The sequence below is a fragment of the uncultured Abiotrophia sp. genome (assembly GCF_963520105.1).
GTDB lineage: Bacteria > Bacillota > Bacilli > Lactobacillales > Aerococcaceae > Abiotrophia.
Window position 1 is genome coordinate 193,336 of record NZ_CAUQPN010000003.1, and the last position, 23,612, is coordinate 216,947.

Here is a 23,612-nt window from a genome sequence, read left to right on the forward strand (position 1 = left end):
CTTCCTGCCCCGTAAAGTGCTAATGTTAGCCCTTGGTCCCCCCGTTGACCAAACCGGTCACGAAGTTCTTCTGTAACATGAAGAAGAGGGCTGAGATTGGCACGGCGATTAAGATAGCACCGGCCGCGAAGAGCGCAACCCGTTGGTTACGTTGGTCCGCAATCAGAGTTTGCAGACCGGCTGCGACAGTATAAGACTCTTCCTTACGCAGCAAGAACTTAGCCAAGAGGTAGTCCCCGAATGGTCCCATGAAGGCCCAGAGGGCTTGCACGGCGATCATTGGGCGAACCAATGGCAAGACGATTTGCCAGAAGATCCGGAAGTGGCCTGCCCCGTCAAGGTTAGCAGATTCATCCAAGTCGTAAGGCACGGTATCGAAGTAACCCTTCATCAACCAGGTGTTCATTGGAATCCCACCACCGATATAGATCAGAGAGAGGAACCAGAATTGGTTGAGGGCGTTGAGCAAGACAGCCATAACGTAGAAGGCAGTCAAGGCAGCCATGGTTGGCACCATTTGCACGATTAAGAAGAAGAGCAAGGATTTCTTACGACCCATGAAGTTGTAACGGCTGTAAGCATAACCTGCCAAGGTGACAACGAAGACTTGCACCACCATGGTAGTCGTTGCGACGAACAAGGTGTTACGGTACCAAGATAGGTACTTGGTCTCGTTGAAGAGACGGGTGAAGTTGTCCAAGGACCATTGCATCCCCAAGTCTAGGGAGAAGGCGGTCACGTTCCCTGCCTTAAAGGCCGAACTCACGGTAATTAAGAGCGGGTAAATGATGATGATGGAGAGAACAACCATGTAGAAGTAGGTCAGGAATTGGCCTACATAACGGGAAAATTTCGCTGATTTAGTCAAATTTTTCATGATTAGGCCTCCTCAATGTTAAAGGCGTTGGTCTTCTTGAAGACGAATAAGGATACCGAGATGATGATCAAGGAGATGATCAAGGTCAAGGCCGCCGCAATGGAGAACTGTGGTGATTGGCCGGTGGTAATCTTATAGATCCAAGAAATCAAGATGTCGGTTGACCCGGCACCGCCCCCAACAGAACCCGGACCCCCATCGTTGAAGAGGTAGATCATGGTGAAGTTGTTGAAGTTGAAGGTGTATTGGGTCATGAAGATTGGTGCTGCCACCGACAGGATAACCGGTAAGGTAATGGCGGTGAAGCGTTTGACAGCCCCTGCCCCGTCAATCTTCGCTGCCTCATAGAGGGTTTCAGGAATAGATTGCAGGATAGAAGTGGTCATGACATAGACATAAGGGAAACCTAACCAAGCTTGAATCATGATAATGGCTACCTTGGTCCAGTTTGGATCGGTCTTCCAAGCCAGGGTTGGCAGATCCACAAATGGAATCAAGTGGTTCAAGAATGGAATAACCTGCGTGTTAATGGCCCCGATGGAGTCATTGAACATGTTAGAGAAGGTCATGATGGTAATGAAGGCTGGTACCGCCCAAGGTAAGAGGAAGATAACCCCGAAGATACGTTTGCCCTTGATAAAGGGTTGGTGAGCCACAATGGCAGTGAAGACCCCAATGACGATTTGTAAGGTGGTCGCACAGATGGTCCAAATCAGGGTCCAAGTGAAGACCGCCATGAAGGCATCACGGAAGGTTGAGAGGTTAAAGATGTTCCAGAAGTTCTCAATCCCTACCCAGTCTAAGAGTTTAGCAGGTGGCGTGTGTTTGAAGTCATAGTTAATAAAGGCTGTACATACCGTCACCAATACTGGGAAGACAATGGCAAAGGCCATAAAGATATAAGATGGAATAATTAAGAGATAAGGGAAACCATCCGCATAGATGTTGTGAATCATTTCCTTCAAGGTCTTAGAGATTTTCTCGCCCTTGTTGATTTTACGAGCGATGGAACGTGCGTCTAAGATGTTAGCCCCATAGAAGGCCAAGAAGATAATGGTAATGATGATTTGCAAGCTCCCACGAATTAAGAGGAAGAGGGAGTGGTCTTGCTTAGGAACGGAACCCAAGGTCACAAAGCCTACGAGGGCGTCATAACCGAAGGTAAACATTTCAAAGATAAAGAGTGCAGTCAAAGCCAGGAAAATAATCCCTTTGAGGGCTTGGCCATTATAGAATTGTCCCAGACCTGGAATCAGAGACAGGCTCATGGCTTTACGCTCATCTTGACGCGGTGCAACCGTGTCTGCCATAATAATACCTCCATTTCAATATACTAATAGTTGCTCTCCTCTTGCAAAAAGACCTGGTAGCCGAAGGCTACCAGATCATTCAGCTTGAGTGGTTAGTTATCAGCTTATTCGCCGTGTTTTTGTTCGATCGCTTGTTTGATCAATTCTACCGCTGCGTCAGCTGCTTCTTTAGCAGACTTGTTACCTGAAGCTGCGTCGAAGATTAAGTTTTCAGCACCTGGCCATACTTCAGCCATTTGTGGGATGTTTGGCATTGGAACTGCGTTAGCGAAGGTGTCGATTACCGCTTTAGTAATTTCGTTATTGTCTTTAGCTGCTGCTTCACGTGCTACGTGGTTAGCAGGAACTTCGCCGAAGCCTTTGTACAATTTGTTTTGTTGTTCTTCAGAAGATGCCCAGTCTAAGAATTTTTGAGCCAATTCTTTGTTTTCTGAGTATTCTGAGATAACCCATGCTTTACCGCCGGCAAATGGTTTGTACTCGTTACCGCCAGGTAATGAAGGTAATTTAGCAGCACCTAAGTTAACTTTAGCATCTTTCAAAGCTTTAGCTTCCCAAGGACCAGTGATGATAGCAGCAGTCTTACCTTCGATGAAGGATTGTTTCATGAAGTCGTAAGAAGACTTAACGTCTAACATCCCTTTTGGCCATACATTCTTGTACCAGTCGCTGATGTAGTTGATGGCTTCAACAGACTTGTCGTTGTTCAAACCAATGTCTTTAGGATCTGTACCGTTTTGGCCGAATACATAACCGCCGTAACCAGCTAAGATACCGTAGCTGAAGTAGAAGTTAGTCAATTGACCGAGGAAGGCAACGTTCTTACCTTCTTCACCTGCGAACTTGTACTTGTCGTCTTTAGATAAAGCCATTAAGTCATCGAAAGATTTTGGTGCTTCTTTCAATAAGTCTTTGTTGTAGTACATGATGATGGTTTCGATAACAGATGGTGCACCGTATACTTTACCGTCGATGGATACACCTTGTTTGTCTTTGTCATCGTACTTAGCGTCGTCTAATAATTTCACTTCTGATAAGTGACCAGCTTTTGCTAAAGCACCTACACGGTCGTTAGGTGCGACATAAACGTCTGCACCGTTCCCAGCAGGGCCGTCTAAAGCTAAAGCATCTAACATACCGAACATGTCAGTGTTGTCAGAGATTTCAACCTTCACGTTGTTTTTCTCTTCGAAGTCTTTGATGTTTGCTTTGAGGTAGTCAGTTAAGCCCCCACCAGAGATCACCAATTTAGCTTCTTGGGCAGTCGCAACTTTCACTGCGCCGAATGGGAATGCTGCTAAAGCCATAGCTGCAGACATGGTCCCGATTGCAAGTTTTTTCCAGTTAAATTTCATTACGAAATCCTCCTTAAAGATAGTATGTTGACGCTTTCGTCAAACGTTACAAGTTTATTATGCAATAAAACGAAACGGCTTTCAAGTTAAAGTTTGGTGTTACCGATAACATCTTGTATCATGAAAATATGACCAGTCTTAGCTTGTAAAGGCTCCTAGTTTATGGCTAATTTGATGCCTTAATTCCACTAAATAAAGAGCCAAGCAAGTCCATTCTCGCTTGGCTCTTTTCTATTATAAGATAATCACAATCGGATCATCAGCCACGGTCAACTTGCCTTCCTGGACGGTCACAGGACTTGCAGTCAAGGCATTGACATAGTCTCCGTCTGGCAGGTCCACCGCTAGGTCGCCTGACTTGCCCTTGAGCGATACCACCGCCAGCAAGGCTAGGTCTTGAGAGCCCGGTCGCTTGTAGGCGATTTGCACTAGGTCTAGGTCGCTATCCCCTGCTAGGTCATAAGCCCCTTGGACTGGCAGGGCCGACTTCTTGATCTCAATCAGGCGACTGAGGCAGTCGCTTAAGTCTTCCTGCCCCCCTTGCCAGTCAATGGGATCCCGGTCGAAGAGATTAGGCAGATGTCTGGCGCCAGTTTCCTGACCGTTATGGATCAGACTGGTCCCCCGCTGCATCAAGCTAAAGGTCAACCAGTGGCGCAAGGAAGCACCTTGTGGCATGACACTGGCAAAGCGTGGCTGGTCATGGTTCTCTAGGTTGCGTAACTTGACATAGTTGTCAGGATAAATCATATCCTGTAGGGACAGGCGCTCCAAATACCAGTCCAGAGGGATTTCCCCGCGGACATAGCGCTCATAGGCGGTCCAAATGTCATAATCATAAGTCAGGTCAAAGGCCTCATAGAGTTGGCTATCGCTAGCCGCCTCTACCCCTTCCTGGCGCAGAGACTTAACGAATTCCGCATGGACAGACTCAGCCAACCAGACGAAGTCCTCCTTGACCTGAGCCACGGCCTTGCGGGCTTCCCGCCAAAAGTCAACGGGCACCATGGAAGCTACATCGCAACGGTAGCCGTCCACGTAATGGGCCCAGTATTGGAGACTTTCAATTTGGTAGTCCCAGAGGCCACGGTCTTGGTAGTCCAAGTCCACAATGTCCGTCCACTCCCCTACCCGGTTACCACGTTTGCCATCAGACTTATAGTAGAACCATTCGGGATGAGTCTTGACCAAGACAGAGTCAGGTGATGTGTGGTTATAGACCACGTCAATCATAACCTTCATGCCCCGCTCATGGATGGCCTGGCAGAGGGCCTCGAAGTCAGTCAAAGTTCCGTACTCGGGGTTGACCGCCCGATAGTCTTGAATGGCATAAGGCGAGCCTAGCTTGCCCTTGCGCTTATCCACCCCCAGCGGATGAATGGGCATTAGCCAAATATAGTCTACACCTAGGGCCTTCAGCCGGTCCAGTTGGGGAATCACCCCCGCAAAGGTCCCTTCCTGGCTGAAGTTGCGAACATAGACGCAGTAAATGATGCTGCGACGTAAATCATAAGCTGTATCAAGTGCCATTATACTTCCTCCTCATAGATGATGAGACCATCAGGTCCCAGACAGTTGTCATAGTAACCATTAGCCAGACAGAGCTTAGCCGGCTGGTCGATTTTTAGACTTCCCTCATGGTTGAAATAGGCCACCAAACGTGAGCCCTGGTGGGTCAGGCTAATCTTGACCCCATTGTCCAGGGCCTCATAGTCAATTTGTCCTTGAATAATCCAATCATTGTAGCGGTGACGTAAGGCAATCAGAGCCTTAACAAAAGCATACATGTCTTGGTCCTGCTGAGCCGGATCCCATGGCATGACCTTGCGGCAGCCTGGATCATGGTCGCCATCTAAGCCATACTCGGTCCCATAGTAGAGGCAGGGACTGCCCAACTGCAAGAAGTTGAAGGCCAGGGCCGCCTTGACCCGGTTCTTATTGCCCTTGGCTAGGCTGAGAATGCGCCAGGTATCATGGGAATCCAAGAGGTTGAACATGACCTCATTGTGCTGACGACGGTAGAGCATTTGCTGGCTCAAGACCGCGTCCACTAATTTCTGGGAAGAGCCGCGATGTTCTAGGAAATATCGGGTAGTCTGGGTGGTGCCCAAGTAGTTCATAACCGCATCAAATTGGTCGCCCGCCAACCAAGGTTGGGAGTTGTGCCAGATTTCGCCCAGAATATAGAGATCCGGCTTGATGCTTCGAACTTGCTGGGCAAAGGCCCGCCAGAAGTCATGGTCAATTTCATTAGCTACATCCAAACGCCAACCATCAATGTCGAACTCGCGAATCCAATAGCTGGCAATGTCTAAGAGGTAACGCTGCACTTCTGGGTTCTGGGTATTGAGCTTAGGCATACGGCCTTCAAAGGCAAACATCTCATAGCTCAAGCCCTGAGCCCGGTGGACCGCCCCTGGCGTCAATGGCTCCACGACTGGATACTTGTGGATGTGAAACCAGTCTGTGTAAGGCGAATCCGCCCCTCGCTCCCTGACATCCTGCCATTGCTTGGAGTGGGCTCCGATATGGTTGAAGACGGCGTCTAACATGACCCGAATGCCACGAGCATGGCAGCCTTGGACCAGGCGTTTGAAGGTTTCCTTATCGCCAAAGTGTGGATCTACGCTGAGATAGTCGATGGTGTCATACTTGTGGTTGGTCGGCGCCTCAAAGATAGGACAGAGATAGAGGCCCGTAATGCCCAAGTCTGCCAGATAATCCAGTTCCTGAATAATCCCCTCTAAGTCACCGCCGAAGAAATCCTCAGAGGTCGGCCTAATCTTAGCATCCCAAGGCTGGGTCTGCTCAGGACTGAGTTCAGGTCGGCCATTCTTGAAGCGTTCCGGGAAGATTTGATACCAGACAGTAGACTTGACCCATTCCGGCACCTTGGCCCGCTCGCTCTCATGCAGATAAGGCAGACGGAAGAAGGAATCAAATTTAATGTCCTGGTCAGACCCCATTTCATGGAAGCCATCATCGCCGTAGGCCATGATCTGACCCTGGCTGTCTTCCAAGACAAAGTAATACATGAGACGACGATAAGGCACCGTCACTTGGACTTGCCAGAAATCAAAGATGGAAGTCTGAGCCACTCGAGTCATTTGGGCCTCTTCCTGATCAGTCAGGAAGGGATCCTGAAAAACCACTCGCACCTTGCTTAGGTCGCCTCTTTTACTGCGCAAACGCAGGTGAATGTTTTCCTGGTCGTAGAGATAGGCAAACTCCGACTCAGGTCGATGATAAATACTGCTTAATTCCATAAAGTCACTCCTTGTCACTCTCATGCTAGCAGAATTCCATCCCTATTACAAGAATAAGGAAAGCGGTTACCGGTATCAAGTCGAGCTAGTCCTAAGGGGGGATTTTAGACTACTAGCATCCCTCTTTTGCCAAAGAAAAAAGGCCCTTGCTAGGGCCTATAGCATGGCTTGAGCCTAGTTAGCGTCAATTCGTGCACGAATCTCGGCAAAGACTTGCTCATGGTCTAGTCGAGTGTCCGATTGGACGGCTACTCGATCAGCCTCATCCAAGGCAACTTGGATAGGAGAGCTCTCCTTAAGTAAGTCATCTTGTCGCTGCATGGCCTTCACTCCTTTATGGCAAATCTACCATAAATACCTGCCCCAAACAAGTCCTCTAAAAAGAAAAAGCAGGGACCACGTCCCTGCTTGCTCATGCTATTAAATTAGTCGTCCTTGCGGTCGTCGTCTACGGCAACTACTTGGCCAGATTGGGCATCTACCTTGACTTCAACGTCGACGTCACCGTTCTTGTAGGTCAGGGTCCATACGGTTGCTTCCCCATCACGGTCTAAGTCCCAATGATCTAATTTCAAGTCCTTCACATCGGCCCCTGCTTCGGCAGCAGCTTTGATGTCCTTGAATTCCTTCATCTTCTCTAAGTTAAGACCTTCCTCGCGACGTTCTACGCCCCCTTGTTTAGCCTTAACCAAGCTTTGTTCAGACTTAGCAACTTCTGCGCCTGTGCCAGCATTAATCTTGAGTTCGTATTCATTTTCGTCATCGACTGCTTCGAATTCTACCACATAGAACTTCAAGTCATCATCATACTTCAATTCAACAGTGGTTAAATCTTGCTTAGGATGTGCCTCACGGTAGAATTTGATGAATTCTTCTGCGGTCTTAGTGACTTGCTCATAAGTCGTTGCATTTTGCTTAGTGGTCTCATTGCTGCTAGCATTGGCTGCTGTTGAGCTAGAATCTGAGCTAGAGCTTGAGGATTGAGCCAATACGGTCGGTGCTAAGCTAGCAGTTAGGGAGAGGGCCACCAAGGCTATTGTCAATTTTTTCTTCAGTATCATAGTAAAGACCTCCTATACTTTTAACTTGTCTATATGATAGCACGACAATTGTAGAATGTCAACCTATAAACCTATTATTCTTCCGAAACTAACTTCTCAACCCACTCGGCATTGACCATGAGTTGTAGGTTGGACTCATGCTGGGTCATGCGGTCACCCCAGCGCTCTAAGATCAAATCGTAGTGGTCCCGATCAAAGGCAATAAAGGCTACAATGTCATCCTCATGCATGAGAATGAATTGCTTCTGCCCTGTCTCCCCATCCACATAGAACTGCACCCGCTCCACCTGGGCAGTCGGATACTGCTCCAAGAAGGTGGCCTGAAGGTAGTATTTCAAGAGCTCAATCACCCGATCATCCAGGCCCGCCTCGAAAATAAAAATCTTCTCCCACAAATCACGCAATTCCGGCACAATGCGGAAACGATAGCCCGCCTTGCGTTGGACATAACCTTCCTCCCGGAAATAAATGGTCCGTAAGTCGTGGGCAATCTGGACATGCTTTTCAGGCTGAGGTTCATAGTAGACCATGAAGACACGCTTAGGGTCATGGTAGAGATAGCCATAGTTGACGAAGGTGTCATAGCCACAATTCTCGCAGTGGAAACTCAAGAGATCAGTCGACATGACCAGGGGCTTGAGTTCAGGGTTGGCACTAATATTGATGCTGTCATAAGCTAGGAAATCTTGCGTATGGTTACAGTTAGGACAAATCATGGGATAGGTATGGTGTCGGGTCATAAGGTCACTCCTTTAATTTTTACTTCCTATATATACCAAAAGATTCAGTTGCGAGCAACTGAATCTTGAAGTTGACTTAACGGGTATTGGCGACATTGCCGTAGGTTTCAGTCAGAACAAACTCAGGGTTGCCTGCCTGATCTTCGACTGCAATGAGGCCTGCTTTTGGTGCATAGTAGAGATAGATAGTGCCATTTGGCAATTCACGCGATACCTTGACGGTGTTCTCGTAACGCTTGCCATTGATGACATAGGTCATAGGATTAGCCACCACTGTGTTCTTAACCGACTTATCATAGCCGGTATAGTAGACCTTGCCCACCGTCAAATCCGCTGGCAGAATCAAAGCCTGCTTGTCGTCCTTGGCCGCGTCTGTGGTCCGCTTGTCTTCCACATCGCTATAGGTGTCAAAGTGCGCAAGCTCGTAGAGACCGTCCTGTCTAATCTGGTAGATATAACAGTTAGAGCTGGTCCCTTCCAAGACAGAGATTTGGAAAATCCCGTTAGCATCTGGCGAATATTCCATAATGACATCCCGGGCGCCACCCTCTACCCCATTGCCCACATAGTGGTAATTGACGAAATGGATATAGGGAGCACTCTCGGACCAGTCTGGTTTGGCATAGACTGGCTGCCCCATTCCCAATAGGAATAGAGCTAGCAGGCCTAACATGGCCCAGCCACGACGCGCTATTGATTGCTTCTTCCGCATCGTACTTCCCCCTTTTCGACAATGCTACTACTTTACTCTCTTATTCTATCATAAAATCCGCCAAACGGAAGGAGTTTAGCAAGAATAAACTATGAATTTTTAATGAATGACAAAAACAAGAGCTTGGGATTTAATCCCAAGCTCTTGTTAGGCTGTCACCAGGACAGTTTTTAGGTTTCTTAGCCTTGATGAGATTAGCTCACTTGCTCTTCTTCATCCTTGCGTTTGCCGCTTGCGACTAGACCTAGACCTGCTAATACAGCAAGCGCTGCTGCAGAGAAGAAGGTCTGGTTGCTCGTTTCCCCGGTCGCTGGTAAGAGACCTTGTTTCTTATCATCGCAATCTGGACATGGCGCTTGAGTCTCGCAATCCGGACATGGCACTTGACTTGGCGCTGGGTTAAGCGCAGCAAGGTCTGTTAGTGCTTGGTCTAGGATGGCTTTGACTTGGTCTTGACTGCTTGCTTGGTCAATCGCGTCCTTAGCTTTTTGAGCTAGGTCTTGGACTTGAGCAATAGCCTTAGCCTTGTCCGCGTCATTCAGATCCTTACGAGCCTTGAGGGCGTCAATCTTAGCCTGGCTTGCCTGATCGATTGCTAGCTTACTATCCGACTTACTGTCAGAACTTGGGCTGAAATCTTTGAGGCTAGCTTGGGCCTGCTTAACAACTGCAGCCACATCAGCGTTGGTGGTCGCCGCATCGATCGCTGCCTTAGCTTGCTTAGCTGTGTCTGCTAATTTAGCCTTAGCTGCGTCCTTCTCTTCTTGCGTCAAGTCGGTACGGGCATCGATCTCCTTGGCCTTGTCTGCCACTGCTTGATCGATAGCTGCCTTAGCTGCTGTCTTAGCATCGGCACTTGGGCTTTGGTCCTTGATGGACTTAGTACCTGCTGCTAGCGCTGCGTCTACATCAGCGTTGGTGGTTGCTGCATCGATGGCTGCTTTAGCTTGCTTAGCTGCGTCTGCCAACTTAGCCTTAGCCGCATCCTTCTCTTCTTGCGTCAAGTCGGTACGGGCGTCGATTTCCTTCGCCTTGTCTGCCACTGCCTGGTCGATGGCTGCCTTAGCTGCCGTCTTAGCGTCGGCGCTTGGGCTTTGGTCCTTGATGGACTTAGTTCCCGCTGCTACTGCTGCGTCTACTTCTGCATTGGTGGTTGCCGCATCGATCGCTGCTTTAGCCTTGTTAGCTACATCAGCTAACTTAGCCTTAGCTGCGTCCTTCTCTTCTTGCGTTAAGTCGGTGCGGGCATCGATTTCCTTAGCCTTGTCTGCCACTGCTTGGTCGATAGCTGCCTTAGCTGCTGTCTTAGCATCGGCGCTTGGGCTTTGGTCCTTGATGGACTTAGTTCCCGCTGCTACCGCTGCATCTACTTCTGCATTGGTAGTTGCTGCATCGATCGCTGCTTTAGCTTGCTTAGCTGCATCTTCCAACTTAGCCTTAGCTGCATCCTTCTCTTCTTGCGTTAAGTCGGTACGCGCGTCGATTTCCTTAGCCTTGTCTGCCACTGCTTGGTCGATAGCTGCCTTAGCTGCTGTCTTAGCATCGGCGCTTGGGCTTTGGTCCTTGATGGACTTAGTTCCCGCTGCTACCGCTGCATCTACTTCTGCATTGGTAGTTGCTGCATCGATCGCTGCTTTAGCTTGCTTAGCTGCATCTTCCAACTTAGCCTTAGCTGCATCCTTCTCTTCTTGCGTTAAGTCGGTACGCGCGTCGATTTCCTTAGCCTTGTCTGCCACTGCTTGGTCGATAGCTGCCTTAGCTGCTGTCTTAGCATCAGCTGTTGGGCTTTGGTCAGCAATGGACTTAGTGCCCGCTGCTACCGCTGCATCTACTTCTGCATTGGTGGTTGCTGCATCGATCGCTGCTTTAGCCTTGTTAGCTGCATCAGCTAACTTAGCCTTAGCTGCGTCCTTCTCTTCTTGCGTTAAGTCGGTGCGGGCATCGATTTCCTTAGCCTTGTCTGCCACTGCTTGGTCGATAGCTGCCTTAGCTGCTGTCTTAGCATCAGCTGTTGGGCTTTGGTCAGCAATGGACTTAGTGCCCGCTGCTACCGCTGCATCTACTTCTGCATTGGTGGTTGCTGCATCGATCGCTGCTTTAGCCTTGTTAGCTGCGTCTGCTAACTTAGCCTTAGCTGCGTCCTTCTCTTCTTGCGTTAAGTCGGTACGAGCGTCGATTTCCTTGGCCTTGTCTTCGACTGCTTGGTCGATGGCTGCCTTGGCTGCCGTCTTAGCGTCGGCGCTTGGGTTGAAGCCATTAATTGCACTTGAAGCGGCTTGGCTTGCTGCATCGACATCAGAGTTGGTGTTTGCCGCATCGATGGCTGCCTTAGCCTTGTCTGCTTCTTGAGCCAACTTAGCCTTAGCTGCATCCTTCTCTTCTTGAGTCAAGTCGGTGCGAGCATCGATAGCGTCAGTCTTAGTCTTCACTGCTGCATCAATGGCTTCCTTAGCTGCTGTCTTCTTGTCTGCACTTGGGTTAAGGGCATCAATTAAGTCAGCACCAGCCTTGCTAGCTTCCGCAACTTCCGCATTAGTTGTCGCAGCATCAATTGCATCCTTGGTTTCAGCCACTGCAGCATCAACTTTCGCTTTGGCTGCCTCTTTCTCTTCACGAGTTAGATTATTGTTAGCTTCAATCGCTGCTTTCTTAGCATTAGCTGCTTGTTCCAGCGCTTCTTTTGCTTTTGGCTTAGTTTCTGCAACTGGTGTTAGGCCTGCAATGGCACTTGTACCCTTGCCTTGTTCGTTGGCAACTGTTGAATTATCGCTAGCTTCGGCAATGGCAGTCTTAGCTGCTTGAGCAGCTTGATCTACTGCGGAAATAGCCGCGTCTTTCTCTTCGCGAGTTAAGTTCTTATCAGCTTCGATGGCTGCCTTCTTAGCATTAGCTGCTTGTTCAACAGCCTCTTTTGCTTTAGGCTTAGCGTCCGCAACTGGCGTTACATCAGCAATTGCTTGCTTACCTTGATCACGATCAGTTGCAACTTGGCTATTAGTTGGAGCCGCGTCGATTGCCTCCTTAGCCTTCTTAGCTGCATCCTCAACTTGCTTGATTGCCGCATCCTTCTCTTCACGAGTTAAGGACTTGTCAGCCTCAATTGTAGATTTTTTAAGGTCGGCAAGATCTTGAACTGCTTGCTTAGCAGTAGGCTTAGCAATTGGATTTGGTGTGACATCAGTGATTGCCTTAAGGCCGGCGTCCTTCTCACTCACAACTTGAGCATCAGTAGCCGCTGTATCAACCTTGTTGCGAGCTTCCTTAGCTGCTTCTTCAACTTGCTTGATTGCTTCTTCTTTCTCTTCCTGAGTTAAATCAGTCCGTTCTTGAATAGCATCTTTCTTGAGATTTGCTGCTGCGTTAATGGCTTGCTTAGCGTCTGTCTTAGCCACAGAGCCTGGTGTCACTGCTTCAATAGCAGCTAAACCGTTGGCCTTTTCATTGGCTACAGCACCATCAGTAGTCGCTGCATCAATTGCTGCTTGCGCATCTTGAGCTGCCTTGTCGATGGCCGCTTTGGCAGCCTTCTTCTCTTCCTTAGTCAAATCACCACGATCTTGGATGAGCTGTTTCTTAGCATCTGCTGCTGCTTGGACTTGGTCCTTAGCAGTTGGCTTAACGGTTGGTGTTGGAGCGACAGCATTAATTGCCGCTTCACCAGCAGTCTTCTCGTTTGCAACATCAGAATCAGAATTTGCTGACGCAATGGCTTGCTTAGCCGCATCTGCCGCTGTTTGTATTTGATTAATAGCTGTATTCTTCTCTTCTTGAGTCAAACGATTATCCGCTTGAATCGCTCCCTTCTTACTATCCGCTAAAGCTTGAATTGCTTCTTGCGCAGTTGGCTTGGCAACTGGAGTTGGAGTTAGGTCACTAATTGCCTTAACGCCTTTGTCCTTCTCTGCTGTCACCGTTGCGTCATCCGCTGCCGCATTGATCGCTTGCTGCGCTTTCGCTAGCTCTTCGTTGACCTTACGCTCGGCTTCCGCTTTCTCATCGCTCGTTAACGCGTCGTTGGCTTGGATCGCTGCCTTCTTCACGTTGGCTGCTTGCTCTACCGCCGCTTTCGCCGCTGGTTTCGCCACTGGGCTTGGGTTAATCCCCGCTATCGCGTTCGTCCCATTCCCTTGTTCTTCCGCTACCTTGGCATCCGTGCCCGCTGCGTTAATTGCGTTCTTGGCTGCTTGGACTGCGTTATCGACTTGCTGGATCGCTTTCGCTTTCTCTTCTGCCGTCAAGGCATTGTTCTTGCTGATTTGATCCTTCTTAGCTTCCGCCGCTGCTTCCACTGCCTTAATCGCATCTGGGCGTGACTTGGCATCTGGATTGATACCCGCAATCACATTCGTCCCATTCGTCTTGGCTGCTTCCACACCGTTTTGGTCTGCCGCGTCTTCCACGGCTTGCTTAGCCGTCGTTTCCGCTGCCGTCACTTTCGCCTTGGCTGCGTCTTTCTCGTCTTGCGTTAAGTCTGGTCGAGCTTGGATTGCTTGACGTTGCGCTTCCGCTGCTGTCGCGATCGCGTCCTTCGCTTCCGTCTTAGTGCTTGGCGTTTCGGCTACATTGTTAATCGCCGCAATCCCCTTGGTTTGTTCACCCGTCACGTCACCTTGCGTGGTCGCGCCTTGGATTGCTGCTGTCGCCTTCGCTAACTCTTCGTTAACTTTCGCTACCGCTGTCGCACGTTCTTCTGAAGTCAAGCCTCCATTGTTTTGAATCCGTTGCTTCTTCGCGTCCGCTGCTGCTTGGACTGCTGCGATCGCCGCTGGCTTCGCCACGGCCGTTTCTGGCACTGCTTGAATCGCTTGCGTTCCTTCAGCTTGCTTATCCGTTACCGCTTGGTTGGTCGTTGCCTCATCAATCGCCTGGTTGGCTTTCGTTACGGCTTCTTCTACCTTGCGTGTCGCTTCGGCTTTCTCTTCTGCCGTCAAGGCATTGTTCTTGCTGATTTGATCCTTCTTAGCTTCCGCCGCTGATTGAATCGCTGCTTTCGCCGCATTCTTCGCTGCTGGTGTTTGTGGTACCGCAGTGATGGCTGCTTTCCCTTGCGCTACTTGCGTTTGTACATCCGCCAATTTCTGCGCTGCATCAATCGCATTACGCGCGTCTTGCGCTTTCGCTTCGACCGCACGGATTGCGTCGTTCTTCTCTTCGCGAGTTAATTGATTGTTATTCTCAATTTCTTGCTTCTTATCTTGCTCCGCTTGCGTAATCTCGGCTTTCGCTAAGGCCTTCGTGCTTTGGGCTGGGTCCTCGATCGCTTTAATCGCTTCGATCGCTGCCTTACCTGCTTCACCTTTGGCTGCTACGTCGGCACTGCTTTCGGCTGCCTTGATGGCTGCCTTCGCATCGCGCTCCGCTGCGTCTACCTTCGCAATGGCTGCCGCTTTCTCTTCATCCGTTAAGCCACCATTGTTTTGAATCTCTTGGCGCTTAGCGGTTGCTGCGTCTTCTACGACTTTGTCCGCCGCTGGTCGAGCCACTGGCGTTTCGGCTACCCCGCTTATCGCGGTCGTACCCTTGCCTTGTTCGCTCGTCACCGTTGCGTCATCCGCTGCCGCATTGATCGCTTGCTGCGCTTTCGCTAGCTCTTCGTTGACCTTACGCTCGGCTTCCGCTTTCTCATCGCTCGTTAACGCGTCGTTGGCTTGGATCGCTGCCTTCTTCACGTTGGCTGCTTGCTCTACCGCCGCTTTCGCCGCTGGTTTCGCATTGGCTTCCACCTCAATGGCACGAATCACACCTAAGCCATTTTCCTTGGCTGTGCCTACTAACGCATTCGTGTCTGATCCGTTAATCGCGTTGCGGGCGTTTTGGACTGCTGAGTCAACTTTTGCTAAGGCTTGGTTACGTTCTTCTTCGGTCAAGCCTTCTTTGTCGCGGATCTCTTGACGTTTAGTCGTGGCCGCCGCCTCAATTTCATTAATCGCTGTTGCCTTAGTAGTTGGTACTTGTGGTACTGAGTCAATTGCGAATTTACCTTGACGTTCTTGCTCTTCAACCTCTTGCAAGGTGTTGGCATTTTCAATTGCAGTGCGAGCATCACGAGCTTTGGCTTCTACGGCACTGATTGCATCATTTTTCTCTTCGCGAGTTAATTGATTGTTATTTTCAATTTCGTTCTTCTTAGCTTGCTCAGAGATTGCGATAGCCGCCAGACTTGTTGGTTTAGTCTGCGCCACAGCTTGGATGGCTTGGATGGCTGCTAAGCCGTCGCCTTTGGCGTTGGAGACGCCTGTTCTATCTTCCGCTTGGTTGATCTTAGCTTGCGCATCTTGAACAGCTTGATTGATCTTCTGAATCGCTTCATTCTTCTCTTCTTGAGTGAATGCCTTGCTAGCTTCAATCTGACGCTTCTTAGCCTCTGCTGCTGCTTGGATTTCTTGCAAAGCGTTTGGCTTGTCTTGCGCTTGTGCCGGTACAGCTTTAATAGCTGCAATCCCATCAGACTCAACTTGGTCAACGTCTGTCTTTTGTTGGGCTTGCTTGAGTTTTTCTAGGGCATCTGTCTCAGCTGCCGTTACAGCTAGCTTAGCTTGGTTTTTCTCTTCGCTAGTTAAGCCTTCAAGTCGGTCAATCGCCTCGCGACGTGCTTGGGCTGCCGCCTCAATGGCACTTTTGGCTGCTGGTTTGGCCACTGGATTTGCAGTAATGGCTGCAATGGCCTGCGTCCCATTGGTTTGTTCTTGCGCTACCTTGTCATTTGTTTCCGCAGCGTTAATCGCGTCTTTTGCTCTATCAACCGCTGTGTCGACGTCTTGAATTAGTTGCGCTCTCTCTTCAATGGTCAAGTCTTGGTTGTCACGAAGCTCAGCCTTCTTACGATCCGCGGCCGCAACAACTTCCTTGATGGCATCTGGACGTGCCTTCGCTTCTTGCGTGACAGCATTAATTGCGACTAGCCCATTGGTCTTAGCTTGATCCACAGCGTTTTGATCTGCCGCTGCTTCCACTTCTCGCTTAGCCAAGGTTGCTGCTTGATTCACTCTCTCCTTGGCTGCGTTTATCTCGTCTTGTGTTAAACCAGGAAGTTCTTGGATTTCTTTGCGTCTCGTTTCCGCGGCTGCCTCAATTTCATTGATTGCTGTTGGCTTAGCATTTGGGGTTGCTGTAACAGCTTGAATGTTTTGGATACCTTGGGTTTTCTGAGTCGCTACTGCTGCATTAGAGTCAGATTGAGTGATAGCCTGACGTGCCGTCTGGAGGGCATTCTCTACTTGAGCAAGTGCTTGTTCTCTCTCTTCCTTAGTTAAGCCTTCTGTCTGCTGAATCTCACGGCGTCTGTTAGACGCTGCTTCTTCAAGTTCGTAGATAGCTGCTGGCTTAACGCTTGGAATAGCTTGTACATTGCCAATGTTGGTAATGCCGCCTTGTTTCACAACACCTACAGTGAGGTCGTCAGCTGCTTCATTGATGTCTTTTTCAGCCTTAGCTAGCTCATTGTTAACCTTCTGGATAGCTTCGGCCTTCTCATCGCTCGTCAAGTTGTCGTTAGACTGGATGGTAGACGTCTTATTAGCAGCAGCTTGTCGAACTTCCGCCAGAGCGGCTGGCTTGCTTACTGGAGTTTGTGGTACGCCCTGGATTGCTTGAAGCCCTTGACTTTCTTGGTCGCCGACTTGTTGGTTAGTCGTCGCTTGTTGGATTGCTTGGAGTGCATCTGTAAGGGCTTGGTCCACTGACTCAATGGCCTTGTCTTTCTCTTCCTTAGTTAAGAGGTTATTCTGACGAATCTCGTTACGCTTATTCTCAGCCGCAGTCCCCAAGGCTTGGTTGGCTGCTGCCTTAATCTTAGATTCTGTCCCAATGGCACGAATCTTTTCGACACCGGTCTCATTTGCTTCTTGGACCTTGTCATTGGTCTTTTGACGATGAACGTTTAATACAACATCAGCTAATACTTGATCTACTTTCTGATTAAGTTCCACACGCTCTTCATCGGTTAAGTTTGGCGCTGTCTGAATCTGTTGACGCTTAGTTTTCGCTTCTTCATTAAGACTTTTAACCGCATCGGATTTCTTAGTAGCTACAATTGAGAAGCCGTGAATACCAGAAATCCCATTATCACGGGCATCTTCTACTTCACGGTCAGTCCCGGCATCCTGAATCATTTGACGTAACTGATCTCTGAGGGCTTCAAAGCGTTGCTTGTGGTCTTCACGCTCTTCATCAGTAAAGTCAGAGTAGTTATTAATCGTATTAGCACGCACTTGTGCTTCTCTATCAAAGGCATCCAAAGCAGCTTGACGAACTGACGCCGTCGGAGTGAAGCTCTCGATACCTGACTTATGCGTGTTAAGGGCTTGCTCCACATCTTCATTGCTTGCGGCATCCGCAATGGCCTGCAAAGCATCTTGATGCTTACTTTCTAATTGGGTAAAGGCCGTCTGACGCTCATCAGACGTCATAGTTTTGTTGCCTTCAATCTCTTGACGCTTAGCCGCAACCGCTGCTTCAATGTCAGCATTCGCTTGTGGCTTCTTAAGAGCTTGGCCTGTTACATCGCCAATCGCGTTCAAACCTTGGGCTTGGGCTTGGGCTACATCATCTCGACCAGCGGCTTGTTCTACCTTGCCTTTTGCTGTTGCTAAGGCTTGGTCAACCTCCGCAATCGCTGCTTGCTTCTCTTGAGTGGTGAGGTTTTTATTGTCAGTAATTTGTTGACGTTTAGTTTGAGCGGCGTTCTCTAATGCCTCATTAGCTGCTTGCTTAGTAAGTGGCTCTGGTTTAATGGCTTGAATTGCAGTTAAACCATAGGACTTAGCATTGCCGACTCCCGCATTGTCAGCTGCTTGTCCAATAGAATCTTTTGCCGTTTGTACTTCTGTTGCTAAACGTGTCTCAGCCGCTTGACGTTCTTCAGCCGTCAAGCCTTCCTTGCTTTGAATTTCTCGACTCTTCGCTTCGCGTGCCGCTTCAATCTCCGCGAGGGCATCTGCCTTCACTTGGCCGTATGGGCTAATTGCTAGAATGTTACCAAGCCCCTGGGTCTTAGCATCGCTAACCGCTTGGTTATTTTCGGCGTCTTGAATTTGCTTCTTAGCATTATCAAGGGCTTGTTGAAGGTCTTGCGTAAATTTCTGACGCTCTTCATCGGTCAAGCTCTTGTTTTCTTGAATTTCACGCGTCTTGATGGCCGCCTGATCTTGCAGTTCTTTGATGGCATTAGGTTTAACCTCTGGAGTTACCAGCAGATTAGCAATCGTTTCTTCAGCTAAATTCTTCTCAGCTGTTACTGTTTCATTGCTATTCGCTTGGTTGATTAAGCCAACTGCCTTCTGAACTTCAGCCTCAATAGCGTCTGTGAGCGTTTTGCGCTCTTCAGAAGTTAAGTCTGTATTTTGTTGGATATTGTCCTTCTTGGCATCCGCCACTTGGCGAACCGACTGGATGGCTTCGTTCTTAATCTTAGCTACTGCGGTGACTGCTTGAATAGCTTGGATACCCTTGGTTTTGGCATTCCCTACTTCTTCATTGTCATCAGCAGCCTTAATATCTTCAATCGCCTTAGCAAGTGTCTGATCAAGCTGATTGAGTGCTGCTTGACGTTCGTTATCAGTCAAACCTTGTGTCTGATTAATAGCTTGACGTTGAGCATCTGCTTGTTCATTCACAGCTTGAATAGCTTGTGGTCTTACAGAAGCCTGCACCTGAATGGCACGGATATTGTTAGTACCCTCAGTCTGCTTATCTTCAACATCTGCATTACGAGCACCTTGGTTAATGGCTTGCTCAGCCGCAGCAAGGACTTGGTCTACCTGACCTAATAAGACATCACGCTCATTAGCAGTTAGATCAAGGTTATTCTCGATTTCTTGGCGCTTAGTCTCAGCTTCTTGACGAACGGCTGCCAAGGCTGTATTACGCTTAACCGGAACGGCCGGCGCATTAATCTTGGCAAGGGCAGTTTCTTTGGCATGTTCTACTTCCACTTCACCATAAGAAGCTAAAATGTCTTGGTGGGCATCTTGAGCAGCTTGCTTGACTTGTTCAAGGTATTGTTCGCGCTCTTCAACCGTTAGGTCGCCTTGGGCTTGGATTTGCTTAATGCGTTCAGCAAGCGCTTCTTCAATGGCCTTTCTAGCCGCTGGTTTGACAATTGCTGGTGGTCTTACCGCTTCAATTTCTGCAAGCAACTCATTGACAACTTGTTGCAAGTTGTCATTAGAAGTTGCGGCCGTAATCCGCGCTTCAGTTTCTTCCGCAATTCGGAGCAACTTATCGGCGGCGCCTGTTTTCTCTTGAGCAGTCCAATCACTACTTGCCGCATTTAACAAGTTGAACATTGCCTCACGCACAGCATCTACTCGGTCCTTGGCATCTGGTTTTTTAGTCCCCTGAACAGAAACACTGTTAACAGTCGAGATACCGTCAACTTTTGCAGAATTAAGTTCATATTCTCCGTTTGCTTGGTTAACACGTTCAAGCGCTTCATCCTTGGCTGTCTCTAATTCACGCAGCTTTTCGTTCTTCTCATCAGTTGTCAACCAAGATTCATTGGAAATCAATTGCTTACGTGCATTGTAGGCATCCATAATCTCATTAGTGGCCGTTTGACGGGCTGGAGATTGAGTTGGAACTGCTTGAATCTGGCTTAGTTGATTGTTTTCAACATTCTGAACATCCTGGTTAGATTGCGCGGTTTTCAGGGCATCCTTAGCCGCTTGAACCTTGCTATCCAAGTCGCGTAATGCAGCAGTCTTCTCTTCTGGTAGCATTTGGCTATCTTGAATCTGCTGACGTTTAGTTGCTTCCGCTGCTTCGATGGCTGCTAGGGCTGCTGGTTTCTTGAAGGCTAGCACCAGCGTATCGTTAATAGCCTGAACTTGCGCATTTTGAGTCGAAGTGACATCTTGAGTAGATGTTTGAGCCGCCACTGCTTGTTTGGCTGCTGCTTCTTTCTGACGGATAGCTGCGATTTGCTCAGTACGCTCTTCATTGGTCAAGCTCTGAGACTTGTTGATCTGTTGAACCTTGTTATTAGCTGCGGTTTCGATGGCTGCGCGAGCCGCTGGTTTAGCAACTGGCGTCTGGGTCAAGGCGTTGATAGTGCCCGTCCCATTATTTTGAGCCGTCGCTAAAGCTTGACTAGTCTTAGCTTGATCAATGGCAGTATTGGCTGAATTTTGCGCATCGGTCACCTTTTGGCGTTCAACTGCACGTTCTTCAGTTGTCAAATCAACATTATTATCAATTTCAGTGTTCTTGCGTTGAGCAGCATCAGCAACTGCTTGCTTGGCTGCATCGCGGTGTAAGCCAATGAGAACTTGTACCTGAACGGTATTATCTGACGGCTTACCTTGGCTATCCTTAGCACGCAAAGTAACGGTGTATTCACCTTCAACAGTAGAGTCAATACGGGCAACATTACGACCATCCTTAGAATAGGAAACTATCTCAGCCTGAACAGGTGTCCCGTTTGTTTGCTTAGCATCGTCCTCGGCGTCGGCAACAGTTACTAAGTCCTTGATCGCTGACTCGGTAACCGGTTGATTAATGTCTACCTCTAAAGAAGGTGTCTTAACTGCAATGGTTGGCTTCTCGTTGGAGGCATTAGCTGTTACTGAACGGTTAGACGCGATAGTCCCACCAAAATGATATTTTGGCACCATACGCATCGAGGTTGTTACTGGTACGATATCTGGCCCTGGATCTGGTTTTGTAGAGTGACGCGGAACTTTATCGCCTACTTCTCTCACCCTGAAAGGAGCAACAGTCGTAATTCTTAGATATTGATAACCCACTGGTGCTCCAGGCAATTCTTCAATCTTCTCTATTAACTCAGGAGCAGCAATATGTCTACGAGTAAAGGTACCTCCGCCATGCACAGTCCAAGGACTATTCCAATCTATTTTTCTAAGAGCTAATTGCGATCGGTCATCGTTCGCTCCAGAAGTCAAGTTAGTTTCAATAGAAAAGAATTGGGCGTCATGAGGAATAGCAACATCAATATATTTTTGGCCTGCAATCAAATCTGCTTGGCCAGTTGCCAAGGGATTCTTAATGAAGCTAAATGTCCCAAGTTCAACCGGTTTATTTACGACAGTACTTCTTTCACCATTGATAATCTGGAAGAATCTTAACTCTCTACCATTATTAAGGATATTAAATGTACTTCGAATAGGTTTTGTGAGGGTTAAGGTCCAGTTCCCAGTACTATCAACCGTCGTTCTTTCAGTAGTGTTATCCTGGTAAACAAGCTCAATGATAGCATTAGGGACCCCCGTACCACTAATAGTGGAGTCGGTCGATGTCAGGTTCCCTGGAATTGTAGGCTGTGCAGTTGCTTGAGGATTTTTCTGTCTAGTTACCACTTCATCCAAGAAGGCTTCATAGCGGTGTTGTTTCTTGCTATCGGTGATCACAATCTTGCCATCGTCAGTGATGTCAATATTCCGTTCTGATAGTCTAAAGTTTGGGTTTAAGCGGATAAACGCTTCCCGTACTCTACGTTTTTCTTCATCGTTTAGGCTTTGTGGGTCAATAACTGGTACCAAATCAGTCCCAGTAGGTGACTTCATCGTACTGTAGGCGCCAGTCCCGCTCCCACGCAAACCAGAACCTTGAGTCATCGGAGTCCCTTGGTTATCAGGGCGTGGCATAGCCGCGCTGGCTGGTTTCTCAACAGGTTTTACCGCATAACCTGGCGTCTTGCGTGTATCATTTTGACGGCTTGGCTCAAGTTTGCCGTCTTCCTTTTGCTCAGGCTTGCTCTCGTCAGCTGAAGACTGACTGGATTCTGAGCTATTTGCTTCATTAGAATTAGCACTTTCTGAGCTTGCAGAAGTCTCAGAACTTTGGCTACTTTCAGCGGACACCAAAGAAGCCTCCTGGCTAGAGGCGGATAAGACCGCTGCTTGTTCACTGACGCTGGACTCCTGGCTAGCGCCCGTGCCGTCGGACGATTCAGCCTGGGTATGTGCCGTTGCCGGTTGAACAGATGCTGGCTCAGCTGCATATGCTTGACCAGAGTTCAGCATAATGAAGGAGCCGACTGCAACAGAAGCCACCCCTACGCTAAGTTTTTTAATGGTATAATGTGTGATCTTCTCACCTTCGCGCAAGCGACGAAGGTAATGATTGTTTTTCCCTAACATAGCTTTCTCCCTTTTTTTATACATTTATTTGGTGATTAGCAGAACGGAAAACACTTACGGGTTGTGCCTTCCTAGACATAATCATACATGATAGATAATACCACAAATACATAAGAAAACAAATACCAATTTGATAAAAAAGCATATTAAAAATAAACTTTCATCATTATCTCCTTAAATTATAATATTTTCGCCTTATAAATCTTGATATTCTTTGTTCGTTATAAATTTCCCAACCTCTGTTTTAACCTTTATATCAGGGGTTTAAGCAGGTATCAGCTAGTTCACAAATAAGCGCCATAACTTGCTATAATTGCATGGTTCATCATCTCAAATAATTACGAACATTTTAAACTAATTACTCACTAACGTTCAATACTATGAAAGATGTCTAGACAGAGAGTTTTCATTTCATCCTTGTTTTCACTAGACTATGTGTCGCTTCTCTTACCATAAGGCTTCTATCAGGCCCTAGCCGCACAGAAAAAGGATGGAAGCAAGCTTCCATCCTCTGGGGCGCTGACTAGTCCTCGAAGACCACGTCGGTCTGTTGGGTCAGCATTTCTTTAATTTTTGGATAGTATTCGTGGAATTGGGCCTCACGGTCGCTGACGGGCTTGCCTTCGGCAACTTCCGCCATGTTCTGGAGGGCAATCATCCAGCTAGTCAAGTCCTTAGGACTGTGGTCGTTAAGCTCAGCCAACCACTCGGTGAAAATCAGAGTGGTCTTGCCAGGCTCTAGCTCATGCAGTTCGAAGGTGATAATGTTCAAGTCCCAGGTAAAGGACAAGTAAACATTAGGCTCCACATCCAGAACCATCATGTCTTCATAGCCGCCTGTCTTATAGTTGAACTTGAGGCTAGCCCCTGTCTCCAGACCTTGGAATTCTAGCTCTGGATACCAGGATTGCAGCTTGTCATTTTCCGTTAAGAGAGACCAAACTTGCTCCTTAGGCAGGTTGAAGACGCCGCTGAATTGGACGCTAACGCCTTGGCTTTCCTCGTGGCCATGGTCGTGGCCACAGCCGCAAGCGCAACCTGCATGGGCGTGGTCATGGGCGTGATCATGATGGTGGTCATGGCCACAGCCGCAAGCATGCTCGTGGTGGTGATGATGGTCATGGCCGCAACCACAGCTATGGTCGTGGTCATGATGTTGACAGTGCTCGTGTTCACTCATAGGCCTTAAGCTCC

The 23,612-nt window shown here is 48.4% G+C and carries 11 protein-coding genes; all 11 read right to left on the reverse strand.

Annotation, left to right across the window (positions count from 1 at the left end; translation table 11 throughout):
- Positions 1-25 precede the first annotated feature (25 nt).
- Positions 26-877, reverse strand: coding sequence for a sugar ABC transporter permease (locus RWO08_RS05210; RefSeq protein ID WP_023391854.1), 852 nt, complete (start codon positions 875-877; stop codon positions 26-28).
- 2 nt (positions 878-879) lie between these two features.
- The gene (locus RWO08_RS05215; RefSeq protein ID WP_291432086.1) at positions 880-2,187 is read right to left on the reverse strand and encodes a sugar ABC transporter permease; all 1,308 of its coding nucleotides are present in this window, start codon (positions 2,185-2,187) and stop codon (positions 880-882) included.
- Between the two features lie 104 nt (positions 2,188-2,291).
- Entirely contained in the window at positions 2,292-3,542 is a 1,251-nt protein-coding gene (locus RWO08_RS05220; RefSeq protein WP_314211410.1) for an extracellular solute-binding protein, read from the reverse strand.
- Between the two features lie 234 nt (positions 3,543-3,776).
- Entirely contained in the window at positions 3,777-5,072 is a 1,296-nt protein-coding gene (locus RWO08_RS05225) for an alpha-amylase family glycosyl hydrolase (RefSeq protein WP_314211411.1), read from the reverse strand.
- On the reverse strand, positions 5,072-6,808 hold the full coding sequence (locus RWO08_RS05230) for a glycoside hydrolase family 13 protein (protein ID WP_314211412.1): 1,737 nt from the start codon (positions 6,806-6,808) through the stop codon (positions 5,072-5,074). Before RWO08_RS05230 ends, RWO08_RS05225 begins: the two co-directional genes overlap by 1 nt.
- A 174-nt stretch (positions 6,809-6,982) precedes the next feature.
- Positions 6,983-7,129, reverse strand: coding sequence for a hypothetical protein (locus RWO08_RS05235; RefSeq protein ID WP_314211413.1), 147 nt, complete (start codon positions 7,127-7,129; stop codon positions 6,983-6,985).
- A 104-nt stretch (positions 7,130-7,233) separates the two neighbouring features.
- Positions 7,234-7,869, reverse strand: a complete 636-nt coding sequence (locus RWO08_RS05240; RefSeq protein WP_314211414.1) for a PepSY domain-containing protein — start codon at positions 7,867-7,869, stop codon at positions 7,234-7,236.
- 74 nt (positions 7,870-7,943) lie between these two features.
- Positions 7,944-8,609, reverse strand: a complete 666-nt coding sequence (locus RWO08_RS05245) for a CpXC domain-containing protein (RefSeq protein WP_070756109.1) — start codon at positions 8,607-8,609, stop codon at positions 7,944-7,946.
- Positions 8,610-8,685: 76 nt separating this feature from the next.
- The gene (locus tag RWO08_RS05250; protein ID WP_314211415.1) at positions 8,686-9,321 is read right to left on the reverse strand and encodes a hypothetical protein; all 636 of its coding nucleotides are present in this window, start codon (positions 9,319-9,321) and stop codon (positions 8,686-8,688) included.
- Positions 9,322-9,515: 194 nt separating this feature from the next.
- Positions 9,516-22,418 (reverse strand): DUF1542 domain-containing protein, encoded by a 12,903-nt coding sequence (locus RWO08_RS05255; protein ID WP_314211416.1) that lies wholly within the window; start codon positions 22,416-22,418, stop codon positions 9,516-9,518.
- Between the two features lie 523 nt (positions 22,419-22,941).
- Positions 22,942-23,598 carry an SRPBCC domain-containing protein gene (locus RWO08_RS05260; RefSeq protein WP_314211417.1) on the reverse strand — a complete coding sequence of 219 codons (657 nt, stop codon included), beginning with the start codon at positions 23,596-23,598 and terminating at the stop codon, positions 22,942-22,944.
- Between the last annotated feature and the right edge of the window lie 14 nt (positions 23,599-23,612).